At 69.8% G+C, this 12,238-nt stretch carries 12 protein-coding genes; 5 read left to right on the top strand and 7 right to left on the bottom strand.

Annotated features, from left to right (window positions below; translation table 11 throughout):
• Nucleotides 1-48: 48 nt before the first annotated feature.
• From secG to BJ963_RS05735, 3 genes are all read left to right on the top strand, one after another.
• Nucleotides 49-294 carry a preprotein translocase subunit SecG gene (gene secG / locus BJ963_RS05745; RefSeq protein WP_018191139.1) on the top strand — a complete coding sequence of 82 codons (246 nt, stop codon included), beginning with the start codon at nt 49-51 and terminating at the stop codon, nt 292-294.
• A 26-nt stretch (nt 295-320) separates the two neighbouring features.
• Entirely contained in the window at nt 321-686 is a 366-nt protein-coding gene (locus BJ963_RS05740; protein WP_018191138.1) for an RNA polymerase-binding protein RbpA, read from the top strand.
• A 131-nt stretch (nt 687-817) separates the two neighbouring features.
• Entirely contained in the window at nt 818-1,252 is a 435-nt protein-coding gene (locus tag BJ963_RS05735) for a hypothetical protein (RefSeq protein WP_089910667.1), read from the top strand.
• Here the strand turns inward: BJ963_RS05735 and pgl are convergent.
• From pgl to tkt, 6 genes are read right to left on the bottom strand one after another with little or no spacing between them, the layout of a single operon-like run.
• Nucleotides 1,233-2,003 (bottom strand): 6-phosphogluconolactonase, encoded by a 771-nt coding sequence (pgl, locus tag BJ963_RS05730; protein ID WP_089910670.1) that lies wholly within the window; start codon nt 2,001-2,003, stop codon nt 1,233-1,235. The genes BJ963_RS05735 and pgl overlap by 20 nt on opposite strands.
• Complete coding sequence (locus BJ963_RS05725) at nt 2,000-2,962, bottom strand: glucose-6-phosphate dehydrogenase assembly protein OpcA (RefSeq protein WP_179455223.1); 963 nt, start codon at nt 2,960-2,962, stop codon at nt 2,000-2,002. Before BJ963_RS05725 ends, pgl begins: the two co-directional genes overlap by 4 nt.
• Complete coding sequence (gene zwf / locus BJ963_RS05720) at nt 2,959-4,500, bottom strand: glucose-6-phosphate dehydrogenase (RefSeq protein WP_089910676.1); 1,542 nt, start codon at nt 4,498-4,500, stop codon at nt 2,959-2,961. Before zwf ends, BJ963_RS05725 begins: the two co-directional genes overlap by 4 nt.
• Before the next feature lie 25 nt (nt 4,501-4,525).
• On the bottom strand, nt 4,526-6,136 hold the full coding sequence (locus BJ963_RS05715; protein ID WP_179455221.1) for a glucose-6-phosphate isomerase: 1,611 nt from the start codon (nt 6,134-6,136) through the stop codon (nt 4,526-4,528).
• Nucleotides 6,133-7,263, bottom strand: a complete 1,131-nt coding sequence (gene tal, locus BJ963_RS05710; RefSeq protein WP_179455219.1) for a transaldolase — start codon at nt 7,261-7,263, stop codon at nt 6,133-6,135. The genes BJ963_RS05715 and tal overlap by 4 nt, the downstream gene beginning before the upstream one ends.
• A 28-nt stretch (nt 7,264-7,291) precedes the next feature.
• A complete protein-coding gene (gene tkt / locus BJ963_RS05705; RefSeq protein ID WP_179455217.1) occupies nt 7,292-9,382 on the bottom strand; it encodes a transketolase in 2,091 nt (696 codons plus the stop codon).
• A 304-nt stretch (nt 9,383-9,686) separates the two neighbouring features.
• On the opposite strand from tkt, the gene BJ963_RS05700 reads away from it, so the two are divergent.
• Nucleotides 9,687-10,607, top strand: coding sequence for a heme o synthase (locus BJ963_RS05700; protein WP_089910687.1), 921 nt, complete (start codon nt 9,687-9,689; stop codon nt 10,605-10,607).
• Nucleotides 10,608-10,693: 86 nt separating this feature from the next.
• Nucleotides 10,694-11,254, top strand: coding sequence for a GNAT family N-acetyltransferase (locus BJ963_RS05695; RefSeq protein WP_179455215.1), 561 nt, complete (start codon nt 10,694-10,696; stop codon nt 11,252-11,254).
• Here the strand turns inward: BJ963_RS05695 and BJ963_RS05690 are convergent.
• On the bottom strand, nt 11,228-12,169 hold the full coding sequence (locus BJ963_RS05690) for a COX15/CtaA family protein (protein ID WP_179455213.1): 942 nt from the start codon (nt 12,167-12,169) through the stop codon (nt 11,228-11,230). The two genes, BJ963_RS05695 and BJ963_RS05690, sit on opposite strands and share 27 nt — an antisense overlap.
• Between the last annotated feature and the right edge of the window lie 69 nt (nt 12,170-12,238).

Genomic DNA, 12,238 nt, shown 5'->3' with positions numbered 1-12,238 from the left:
TCGTTGGTCTTCCCGGGCGCGGCCCGGACGCTCCCCGAAAGGTTCCACGTGCTGATTCTCCAGGTCGTCCTGCAGGTGCTGCTCGGCATCACCAGCCTCCTGCTGACACTGCTCATCCTGCTGCACAAGGGTCGCGGCGGCGGTCTGTCCGACATGTTCGGCGGCGGCGTGACGTCCAACCTGGGTGCGTCCGGTGTCGCCGAGCGCAACCTGAACCGCATCACGGTGATCCTGGGCCTGATCTGGATCACCTGCATCGTCGTGCTCGGTCTGATCACGAAGTTCAGCGCGTAAGCGCACACTGAAGAAGGAGAGACTGCATGGCATCCGGAGGCAGTGCAATCCGCGGCTCGCGCGTCGGCGCGGGCCCCATGGGCGAGCAGGACCGCGGTTTCCACGCGGACCGCGTCGCGATCTCGTACTGGGACGCGCTCGGCAACGAGACGGTCCGGTACTTCGCGGCGAACCTCCCCGAGGAGGAGATCCCCGACATCATCGACTCGCCGTCGACGGGCCTGCCCGCCGGCCGCGACAAGGAGAACCCGCCGTCGGTCGCGAAGACGGAGCCCTACAAGACGCACCTCGCGTACGTGAAGGAGCGCCGCAGCGAGGAGGAGGCCGAGCAGCTGCTCGAGGACGCCCTCAACCAGCTGCGCGCCCGCCGGGGTCGTCCGACCACGAACTGAGTCACCTCAGGAAGGCCGTCCACCTGCGGGTGGGCGGCCTTCGTCGTTCACTGCCCGTCGGCGGATCGCGGTTCTCACGCTGCCGTACAGAGCCGCGATGCGGCGCACATCCCGGGACTAGACTGCGGGGCATGCGGGGAGCACGGGACGAGCAGGCGGACACGCCGCGCGCCCTCGGTGACGAGGTCGGCCGGTTGAGCCTACTGGCGCTCCTGGGAGAGGCCGTGGACGCCGCCGAGAAGGCGGACGTCCTGCTCGCGCGCTGCGACGACATCGACGCGACGACGGCGGCGGATGCGCGTCTGGCGCTTCGGCTGCGGGTGTCGTTCGCGGAACTGCAGCGCTGGATCGACGAACTCGACCTCGCCGGCCGGGAGGCGGAGGTGCGGGACGAGGCGGCGCGGCTCCTCGCGTTCTACCTGCACCTGCTGACGCACGCGTTCGATCGTCGCATCGCCGCGGCAGGGCACGACCGGCGTGCGATCCGACGTCGCGGACCGCTGACCGGAGCGCCCTGCGCGCGGCTGGACGCGCTGCGGGAGCGGGTCAGTAGCTGGGTGCGATGAGGTTCTCGGGAACGTCGACCGCCGCATCCTTGTCCACGAAGAACACGGTGCGCTTGCGACCCTTCGCCCCCGCGACCGGGACCTCGGTGTAGCTGGCGCCGGCGAGGGCGAGGCCGAGGGCGCTGGCCTTGTCGGTGCCGGACAGCACGAGCCAGATCCGGTCGGAGGAGTTGATCACCGGGCGGGTGAGGCTCAGCCGCTGCGGTGGAGGCTTCGGCGAGTCGCGCTCGGCGATCACCGACGCCTTCTCCTCGCGGATCCCCGGACGGTCGGGGAAAAGCGACGCGATGTGGCCGTCCGGCCCGACGCCGAGGAACGTGATGTCGAACTTCGGCACCGGCCAGCCCTCGTGGGCGAACGCCTCGAGCTCCGCCGCGTACAGGCGGGCGGCCTCGTCGATGTCCGGGGTCTCATCCGACGACGGGAAGGGGTGCACGTTCTCCGGCGGGACCGCGATGTGGTCGAGCAGGGCCTCGCGGGCCTGGCGCTCGTTGCGGTCGGGGCTGTCCCGCGGCACGAACCGCTCGTCTCCCCACCAGAAGTGCACCTTCGACCAGTCGATGGTGTCGCGGGCGGGGGAGGCGTTGACCGCCTCCAGCACCGCGATGCCCATCGTGCCGCCGGTGAGCGCGATGTTCGCCGCCCCCTGGTCGTCGACGATGTCGATCGTCTTGGTGAGGAAGCGCGCCGCGACAGACGCGGTGAGTGCTTCCTTGTCGGGGTGGACGAGCACCCGCCGTTCGTTCGTCATGCCCTGGCGCCTGCTCCTTCGTCGGAGGTCTCCAGCAGTGCGAGACCCTTGGTGATGACCTCGCCGTAGAGGTCGTCCGGGTCCAGCCTACGCAGTTCTTCCGCCAGGCAGTCCCGTAGGCTGCGGCGTGGCAGGGAGAGGTCGTGCGACGGCTGGCCGGGCTGCGACAGACGTGCCACGTTGGGCACCTCGCGTCGCAGCTCGATCACGCCGGAGGCGCGCTCCATCGTGACGCCGTGGATGCCGCCGGAGCCGATCGCGCGCGAGGCGAGGTCGTACTTCACGGGCACCTGCAGCTGCAGTCGCAGCCAGGCGGCCAGGAGCAGCGTGGACGGCGAGTCGGCCGCACCGGCGACGTCGACAGCGATGATCGGCTCGAACGGCGGCTGGTCGAGCACCGCGGCGAGCTGAGCGCGCCACAGCGTCAGCCGGGTCCAGGCGAAGTCCGTGTCGCCGGGGGCATAGGTCTTCCCCAGGTGGAACAGGAACTCCTGCGGGTTCGGCTGCGCGGAGGCGTCGGTGATCCGCCGGGTCGCGATGCGGCCCAGGGGAGAGGTGGACGCCTTCTCGGGAGCGATCCCCGGCCACCAGACGACGACGGGGGCGTCGGGGAGGAGCAGGCCGGTGACCAGTCCCTCCTCGTCGCTCGCCGTCTCGCCGTAGGCGCGGAGCACGATGACCTCGCTGGCCCCGGCGTCGCCGCCGACGCGGATCTGCGCGTCGAGTCGGCCGTCGCCGTTGTGGGTCCGCTCCTCCTCGGTCGACACCACGATCACGCGCATGGGGTGCTCGCGGGAGGCGTCGTTGGCGGCCTCGATGGCCTCCTCCTCCTGCCCGAGGTGGGTCGCGATGATGAGGGTCAGCACGCGGCCGAGGGCGACGGCGCCGCCCTCCTCACGGATCTTGACGAGCGCCTTCGAGATATTGCTGACGGTCGTCGCGGGAAGGTCGACGATCATGGACGCCTCCAGACGCGGCCGTCGCGGGCGAGGAGCTCGTCGGCCGATTTCGGGCCCCAGGTTCCGGGGCGGTACTGCTCGGGCTGGCCCTGCGTGGCCCAGAAGTCCTCGATCGGGTCGAGGATCTTCCAGGAGAGCTCGACCTCCTCGTGGCGGGGGAACAGCGGCGGGTCGCCGAGGAGCACATCCAGGATGAGCCGCTCGTACGCCTCGGGGCTGGCCTCGGTGAAGGCGTGGCCGTAGCCGAAGTCCATGCTGACGTCGCGCACCTGCATGCCGGCGCCGGGCACCTTCGAGCCGAAGCGGATGGTCACACCCTCGTCCGGCTGCACGCGGATCACGAGCGCGTTCTGGCCGAGCGCGCTGGTCTGCGACTCCGCGAAGAGCTGCTGCGGTGCACGCTTGAAGACCACGGCGATCTCGGTGACGCGGCGGCCGAGGCGCTTGCCTGCGCGCAGGTAGAACGGGACGCCCGCCCAGCGGCGGGTGCCGATCTCCAGCTTGATGGCCGCGTAGGTCTCCGTGGTGGAGTGCGGGTTCATCCCGTCCTCCTCCAGGAAGCCAGGGACCTTCTCGCCGCCCTGCCAGCCGGGCCCGTACTGTCCGCGGGCCGTCGACTTCGCGAGGTCCTTGGGCAGCCGGACGGCGGCGAGCACCTTCTCCTTCTCGGCGCGCAGGTCTGTGGCGTTGAACGAGATGGGCTCCTCCATCGCCGTGAGGGCGAGGAGCTGGAGCAGGTGGTTCTGGATGACGTCGCGGGCAGCGCCGATGCCGTCGTAGTAGCCGGCACGGCCGCCGACGCCGATGTCCTCGGCCATGGTGATCTGCACGTGGTCGACGTAGTTGGCGTTCCAGATCGGCTCGTACAGCTCGTTCGCGAAGCGCAGCGCCAGGATGTTCTGGACCGTCTCCTTGCCGAGGTAGTGGTCGATCCGGAACACCGAGTCCGGCGGGAACACCGTCTCGACGACCGCGTTGAGCTCGCGCGCCGACTGCAGGTCGTGTCCGAACGGCTTCTCGATGACGACGCGCCGCCAGCCGTCGCCGGACTGGTCGGCGAGGCCGGAGCGCTTCAGCTGCTCGGTGACGATCGGGAACGCCTTCGGAGGGATGGACAGGTAGAACGCATGGTTGCCCATGGTCCCGCGCTCCTTGTCCAGCTCCTCGACCGTCTGCTTGAGGCGCTGGAACGCCTCGTCGTCGTCGAACTCGCCCGGCACGAAGCGGATGCCCTGTGCGAGCTGCTGCCATACGTCGTCGTCGAACGGCGTGCGGGCGTACTGCTTGACCGCGTCGTACACGACCTTCTCGAAGTCCTGATCCTCCCAGTCACGCCGGGCGAACCCGACGAGCGAGAACCCGGGCGGCAGCAGGCCGCGGTTCGCGAGGTCGTACACGGCCGGCATCAGCTTCTTGCGCGACAGGTCGCCTGTCACGCCGAAGATGATGAGGCTGCTGGGCCCGGCGATGCGGTTCAGGCGGCGGTCGGAGGGCAACCGCAACGGGTTGAACTCCGGGGTGATTTCCACCGGTGACACGTGGGTGATCTCCTTTTTCGACGGCTCAGTTGACGGCCTCGAACAGCGAGACGACATCCGCCTCGGGGTTCGTGAGCGTCAACGTCAGCACCGGGCGTCCGTGGTCGCCGAGGACGCTGGCGTCGCCGGCGGCCTGGGCCTGGATGAGCTGCCCGAAGGTGAAGGGACGGCCGGGGATCTCGAGGTCCTCGGAGGGCGTCGCCGTGATCTGCAGGAACACGCCGACCGCCGGACCGCCCTTGTGGAACTGACCCGTCGAGTGCAGGAAGCGCGGTCCCCAGCCGAAGGTGACCGGCCGGTCGGCCTTCGCCGCCAGCAGGTCGCGGATGCCCGCGAGCTGGGGGAGGGCGAGACGGTCGACGTAGGCCTGGACCGCGACGTAGCCGTCCGGTCCGAGCTGGGCGAGGAGCGCATCCACCGCGGCGTCCAGGGTCCCGGCGCCGCCGAGGAAGGAACCGGTGCTGCGGACCTCGATGCCGCCCGCGCTGAACGCGGGGGCGGCAGGCTCCGGGCGGTTGTCGAGCAGCGAGCGCGCGGCGGCCTTCGCCGCCTCCACATCCGGCTGATCGAACGGGTTGATGCCGAGCAGGCGCCCGGCGACCGCGACCGCGTACTCCCAGACCAGGATCTGGGCGCCGAGGCTGCCCGAGACGAGGATCTCGCCCTCGTGACGGTCGGCCGGGAAGAGGTGGTGGGCCTCGGCGTTCGAGACGAGACGCACGACCTGCAGGTCGGCCGGCTTCGACTCGAGCTCGGGGGCGAGCTTGTCGAGCACGACCGGAAGCAGTCCGGTGCCCTCCTTGCCCGTGGACTCGGCGATCAGCTGCTCGGCCCAGTCGGCGAAGCCCACGATGTGGGTCCCGTCGGAGACGATGCCGAGCTTGTCCTTGAGCGGGCTCGTGCCGGCGATCGCGGCGCCGAGCACGAGGCCCGGGTTCTGCTCGTTGTCGACCGCGAGCTCGATCGACGTGGCGTCGGCCTCGTCGAGGAGCTCGGAGATGTCCACGCCGGCGAGGCCGGAGGGGACGAGGCCGAACGCGGTGAGCGCCGAGTAGCGGCCGCCCACGTTCGGGTCGGCGTTGAACACGCGGTAGCCGGCCTCACGGGCCGACTGGTCGAGCGGCGAGCCGGGGTCGGTGACGACGACGATCCGCTCGCGCGGGTCGATGCCGGCGTCCTGGAACCACTTCTCGTACACGCGGCGCTGGCTGTCCGTCTCGAGCGTCGAGCCCGACTTGGACGACACAACCAGGGCGGTGGCCTCCAGCCGGTCGCGGAGGGCGGAGAGCGCCTGGCCGGGGTCGGTCGAGTCGAGCACGGTGAGCTCGGCCTCGGCGGTGCGCGTGATGACCTCGGGAGCGAGCGAGGAGCCGCCCATGCCGGCGAGGACGATGTGGTTCACGCCCTTCGCGTGCAGCTCGTCGCGCAGGGCGACGATCTCGGGGACCAGGGGGCGCGAGATCGCGACGGCTTCGGTCCAGCCGAGGCGCTTGCTCGCCTCGGCCTCGGCGGCGGGGCCCCAGAGGGCCGGGTCGAGCGCCGTGATGCCGGACGCCACCTTGTCGGCGACGAGCTGCGGCACCACCGTGCGGACGGCCTCCGCCGCCGGACCGGTGACGTGGATGCGGAACGTCACTTGGCGGCTCCCTCGAGGGCGGTCTTCACGGTCTCGACGAGCTCGCCCCACGAGACGTTGAACTTCTCGACGCCTTCGCGCTCGAGGGTCTCGGTCACGTCGTCGTAGCTGATGCCGAGGTCGGCGAGCTTGTTGAGCACGTCGTTCGACTCGGCATAGGTGCCGGTGACGGTGTCGCCGGTGATGTGGCCGTGGTCGAAGGTCGCGTCGAGCGTCTTCTCGGGCATCGTGTTCACGACGTTCGGGGCGACGAGCGCCTCGACGTACAGCGTGTCGGGCAGGTTCGGGTCCTTCACACCGGTGGAGGCCCACAGCGGACGCTGCTCGTTCGCGCCGGCCTGGACGAGGAGCTTCGCGCGCTCGGTTGCGAACTGCTGCTCGTACACCTCGTACGCGAGGCGGGCGTTGGCGATGCCCGCCTTGCTCTTGAGGCCCTCGGCCTCGTCCGTGCCGATCGCGCTGAGGCGCTTGTCCACCTCGGTGTCGACGCGGGAGACGAAGAACGAGGCGACCGAGTGGATGCCGGAGAGGTCGATGCCCGCCTCCTTGGCCTTCTCGAGGCCGGTGAGGTAGGCGTCGATGACGGCGCGGTAGCGCTCGAGGCTGAAGATCAGGGTCACGTTGACGCTGATGCCGGCCGCGATGGTCTCCGTGATGGCCTCGAGACCCTCGACCGTCGCCGGGATCTTGATCATGACGTTCGGCTTCTGGATCTTGTCCGAGAGCTTCTTGGCGGCCGCGATGGTGGCCTTCGCGTCGTGGGCGAGCGCCGGGGCGACCTCGATGGAGACGCGGCCGTCGACGCCGTTGGAGCGCTCGTAGACGCTGTGGAAGATGTCGCTCGCCTTCGCCACGTCGTCCGTGGTGATCTCGAAGATCGCGTCGTCGACGTCCAGGCCGGCGGCGGCGAGCTGGCGGACCTGCTCGTCGTAGGCCTCTCCCTTGGAGAGGGCGGCGGCGAAGATCGTCGGGTTCGTGGTCACTCCGACCACGTTCTTCTCGGCGATGAGCTTCTCCAGGTTGCCCGTGTTGATGCGCTCACGCGACAGGTCGTCCAGCCAGATGCTGACGCCCGCTGCGGACAGTGCGGCCGTGGGGGTCGCGGCGGTGGCGGTTGTGTCGGTCATGTTGTCTTATCTCCTCTTGTGCCCGCGCTCAGAGCGACGCGAGCGATTCCTTCGCTGCGGACACGGCGTGCTCGGTGGTCATGCCGAACTCGCGGAACAGCGTCTTGTAGTCGGCCGACGCACCGAAGTGCTCGATCGACACGCTGCGGCCGTGGTCGCCGACGATCTTGTCCCAGGCGAGCGCCAGACCGGCCTCGATCGAGACGCGGGCCTTGACGGCCTCGGGGAGTACTTTCTCGCGGTACTCGGCGGGCTGCTCGGCGAACCACTCGAGGCTCGGGGCGGAGACGACGCGGGCGTTGATGCCCTCGCCGCGCAGCTCCTCGCGGGCCTCCAGTGCGATCTGGACCTCGGAGCCGGTCGCGATGAAGATCACGTCCGGCGTGCCGCCCGGCGCCTCGGCCAGGATGTACGCGCCCTTCGCGACGTTCTTCGCCGACGCCAGGGTGTCGCCCTCTGCTTCGCCCTCTCCGCGCTCGAAAACCGGGATGTTCTGGCGGGTCAGCGCGATGCCGGCCGGGCCCTGGCGGCGCTCCAGCATGGTCTTCCAGGCCCAGGCCACCTCGTTGGCGTCGCCGGGGCGGACGACCGTGAAGTTCGGGATGGCGCGCAGCGTCGAGAGCTGCTCGATCGGCTGGTGCGTCGGGCCGTCCTCGCCGAGGGCCACGGAGTCGTGGGTCCAGACGAAGATCGACGGGATGTCCATCAGGGCCGACAGACGCAGCGACGGGCGCTGGTAGTCGCTGAAGATCAGGAACGTGCCGCCGAACGGACGCGTCGGTCCGTGCAGCACGATGCCGTTGATGATCGCGGCCATCGCGTGCTCGCGGATGCCGAAGTGCAGCACGCGGCCGTACGGGTTGCCCGTCCACTCGTGGGTCGAGCGCTCGCTCGGCACGAACGAGGGGGCGCCCTCGATGGTGGTGTTGTTCGACTCGGCGAGGTCGGCGGAACCGCCCCACAGCTCCGGCATGGCCGGCGCGATGGCGTTCAGGACCTTGCCGCTCGCGGCGCGGGTCGAGACGTCCTTGCCCGGCTCGAAGACGGGGATGACGCTCTCGAGGTCGGGCGCCTCGCCCGACAGCAGGCGGTCGAGCAGCTGCTTGCGCTCGGGGTTCGCCTCGGCCCAGGCGTCGAAGCCCTTCTGCCACTCGGCGCGCTCGGCGGCTCCCCGCTCGATCGCCTTGCGGGTGTGCTCGATGACCTCGTCGGCGACCTCGAAGGTCTGCTCCGGGTCGAAGCCGAGCACCTCCTTGACCGCACGCAGCTCGTCGGCGCCCAGGGCGGACCCGTGGATCTTGCCGGTGTTCTGCTTCTTCGGCGCAGGCCAGCCGATGATCGTCTTGAGGATGATCAGCGACGGCTTGTCGGTGACCGCCTTGGCGTTCTCGATGGCCGTGTAGAGCTCCTGCACGTCCTCCTGGTAGACGCCGGTCTTCTTCCAGTCGACCACCTGGACGTCCCAGTGGTACGCCTCGTAGCGCGCCTTGACATCCTCGGTGAACGCGATGTCGGTGTCGTCCTCGATCGAGATCTGGTTGCTGTCGTAGATCGCGATCAGGTTGCCGAGCTCCTGGTGGCCGGCGAGCGACGACGCCTCGGAGCTGACGCCCTCCTCGAGGTCGCCGTCGGAGGCGATCACGTAGACGTAGTGGTCGAACGGGCTGGTGCCGGGGGCGGCGTCCGGGTCGAACAGACCGCGCTCGAACCGCTCCGCATAAGCGAAACCGACGGCGGAGGAGATGCCCTGACCGAGAGGTCCTGTGGTGATCTCCACGCCGTCGGTGTGTCCGTACTCGGGGTGGCCGGGGGTGAGGGAGCCCCAGGTGCGGAGCTTCTTCAGGTCGTCGAGTTCGAGACCGTATCCGCCCAGATAGAGCTGGATGTACTGGGTCAGGGACGAGTGGCCCGCCGAGAGGATGAAGCGGTCGCGGCCGAGCCAGTGCTGGTCGCGCGGGTCGCGGCGCATCACCTTCTGGAACAGCAGGTAGGCCGCGGGGGCGAGGCTCATGGCGGTGCCGGGATGCCCGTTGCCCACCTTCTCCACCGCGTCGGCCGCGAGGACGCGCGCCGTGTCTACTGCCTTGTTGTCAATGGGATCCCACTGCAGTGCTGCCACGTGAAAACTGACCCTTCGTCGATGTGGTGAGGGTCGTCGTGGAACCCGCACCGGTTGAGGTAGTGCGCGCCGTGGACGTCATCGGCGCCGAGCCATTCCTCCGTCACCGTCCTACAAAGAGTGCGGCCGGAACAGGGCTTCGGCTGGCGAGCACCTCCAAGTATAGGTAACGCGCACGAAACGTGGGGTGTTCCCCCAGCCGGTTGTGCCAGGGGCGTACACGGGGTACCCGGTCGGCCGGTGCTCGACGTGACGTAGAATCGGATACCGTCTGAGTACATCCGCCGACACATCACGAGGAGCAATGGACGTCGCTGTAGAGAGCCGTGTCGAACCGGGCCGCATCGGCGTCGCTCGCAAGGTGAAGGCGTACGTCGCCCTCACCAAACCGCGGGTCGTCGAACTGCTCCTGGTCACGACCGTCCCGACGATGATCCTCGCCGCGCACGGCATCCCGAACCTGTGGCTGGTGCTCGCCACGGTCGTCGGCGGCTACATGAGCGCCGGGTCCGCCGGCGCCTTCAACTGCTACATCGACCGTGACATCGACCGCGTCATGCGGCGCACGAAGAACCGGCCGCTCGTCACCGGCGAGCTCTCCGACCGCGAGGCTCTCGTCTTCGCCTGGGCGCTGGGCATCGCCTCGGTGCTGGTGCTCGGATTCTTCACGAACTGGCTCGCCGCCGCGCTCTCGGTCGCGGCCATCCTGCTCTACGTCGTCTTCTACACGCTCATCCTCAAGCGCCGCACGCCGCAGAACATCGTCTGGGGCGGCGTCGCCGGCTGCATGCCCGTGCTGATCGGCTGGGCGGCCGTGACCGGCTCCCTGGACTGGGCGCCCGTCATCCTGTTCGGCATCATCTTCCTCTGGACGCCGCCGCACTACTGGCCGCTGTCGATGAAGTACCGGTCGGACTACCAGGAGGCCGGCGTGCCGATGCTCGCGGTGGTCCGCGGGCGCGCCGTGGTCGGCCTGCAGGTCATCCTGTACGCGTGGGCCATGGTGGCGTGCTCGCTCCTGCTCATCCCGGTCGCCGGGATGGGGCTGCTGTACACGGCCGTATCCCTGGTCGCCGGCGGCTGGTTCATCTACGAGTCGCACCGTCTGTACAACCTCGCGATCCGTCACGAGACGGTGTCGCCGATGCGCGTCTTCCACGGCTCGATCGCCTACCTGACGCTGATCTTCCTCGCCGTCGCGATCGACCCGCTGCTGCCGTTCTGAGCGCGGCCGCGGCTGACAGCGCCCGCCGGGGAGTCCGTACGCGAAAACCCGTGCCGCGAGGGCCCGCCTGGCTCTAACATGTGCGCATGACGGCACCGGTGCTGACCATGCGTCTGGCGACGCCCCGCCTCGTGCTCGACGCCCCGACGGACGACGACGTCCCGGACGTGCTGGCGGCCTGTCAGGACCCCGCGACCCAGCGCTGGGTGCCGTTGCCGTCGCCATACACCCGCGAGAGCGCGGAGTTCTTCGTGCGCAGCTACTGCCCGCACGGGCTGGCGAGCCGCCAGTACACCGTGTGGGCTGTGCGTGCACGCGGCGACGGCCGCCTCCTCGGCGCGCTCGAGGTGCGCAGGGACGAGCACCCCGGCTCGGCCTCGCTCGGCTGCTGGTCCGGGCCGTGGGCGCGCGGGCAGGGCTACATGCGGGAGGCGCTCGGCGCCGTCGCCCGCTACGCGCTCGACCCGGACGGACTGGGATTCGAGCGGCTCAACTGGGAGTACGTGCCCGGCAACGAGGCGAGCAGGCGACTGGCGGAGGCGGCGGGCTTCGGTTTCGGCGACGGGATCCGCACGGTCGTCAGCCTGCACGGCGAACTGCGCGAGGCGCGCGTCGGCCGGCTAAGCCGCGACGGCGTCGGCCGCTGACCCCTCCGGCACGTCCAGGGCCGCCGCCGGAGCCTTGAGCGAGAGGATGACCGCGGTCATCGCCGAGGCCAGCAGCGCGGCAAGGGTCATGTGGATGCCGACCAGGATGCCCGGCAGCCCCGTGTTCGCCTGGATGAGCCCGACGACGATCTGCACCAGCTCGACGGCGAGCAGGTATTGCGTGAAGCGGTGCACCTGGGTGGTGCGATACCGGAAGGACCCCACGACGAGCACCAGGGTCAGCGCGAAGGTGACGTACGCGGGGATCGCGTGGACATGCTGCAGGATCTCGGGGTTCAGCCCGTTCCGCGGGGCATTCGCGTCTCCGGCGTGCGGACCGCTGCCGGTGGTGAGGATGCCGACCAGGATCGTGACGGCGACGACGAAGCTGGTGAGGTGGGCGACGCCCGCGAACCAGCCGGGCACGGCGCGCACACGCGGCCCGGGGACCGCGTAGACGCGGAAGACGAAGGCGGTGCAGGTCGCGACCAGCGCGATCGAGACGACGAAGTGCAGACCGACCACGTAGGGGTTCAGGCCGCTCAGGACGCTGAGCCCGCCGATGACCGCCTGCGCGGGGATGGCGAGGCCGGCGATGAGGGTCAGCCAGAACAGGTCGGGGCGCTGCTTCCGCATCCGGAGGATGGCCAGGAACGCGACGATGGCGACCACCGCGAGCAGAGCGCTGAGGACGCGGTTGCCGAACTCGATGAAGCCGTGGACGCCCATCTCCGGCGTGTTCACGAGAGAGTCGCTCGTGCACTTGGGCCAGGTGGGGCAGCCGAGGCCGCTGGCCGTGAGCCGCACCAGGCCGCCGGTCCCGACCAGGACGACCTGGCCGACCAGATACACCCAGGCGATCGCCTTCAGCCGTCCGTCGACACGATCCGGCAGCCAGGCGATGATGCGCTTCATGGTTCGGGACTCTCTCGGTCGGATCGGCGGGGCCGGTTGCGGATACTCGGGCAATGCGCAGGCGCGCCT

The sequence above is a fragment of the Leifsonia soli genome (genome assembly GCF_013408745.1).
GTDB lineage: Bacteria > Actinomycetota > Actinomycetes > Actinomycetales > Microbacteriaceae > Leifsonia > Leifsonia soli.
Note: the sequence above shows the minus strand (reverse complement) of the source record. Positions and strands in the feature narration are given on the sequence as shown.

Bases quoted from the DNA above. Each gene is read 5' to 3' on its own strand.
- BJ963_RS05690 (WP_179455213.1), bottom strand. From the start codon at position 12,169: ATGAAGCGCATCATCGCCTGGCTGCCGGATCGTGTCGACGGACGGCTG.
- BJ963_RS05700 (WP_089910687.1), top strand. From the start codon at position 9,687: ATGGACGTCGCTGTAGAGAGCCGTGTCGAACCGGGCCGCATCGGCGTC.
- BJ963_RS05695 (WP_179455215.1), top strand. From the start codon at position 10,694: ATGACGGCACCGGTGCTGACCATGCGTCTGGCGACGCCCCGCCTCGTG.
- pgl (WP_089910670.1), bottom strand. From the start codon at position 2,003: ATGACGAACGAACGGCGGGTGCTCGTCCACCCCGACAAGGAAGCACTC.
- tal (WP_179455219.1), bottom strand. From the start codon at position 7,263: ATGACCGACACAACCGCCACCGCCGCGACCCCCACGGCCGCACTGTCC.
- BJ963_RS05735 (WP_089910667.1), top strand. From the start codon at position 818: ATGCGGGGAGCACGGGACGAGCAGGCGGACACGCCGCGCGCCCTCGGT.
- BJ963_RS05725 (WP_179455223.1), bottom strand. From the start codon at position 2,962: ATGATCGTCGACCTTCCCGCGACGACCGTCAGCAATATCTCGAAGGCG.
- BJ963_RS05740 (WP_018191138.1), top strand. From the start codon at position 321: ATGGCATCCGGAGGCAGTGCAATCCGCGGCTCGCGCGTCGGCGCGGGC.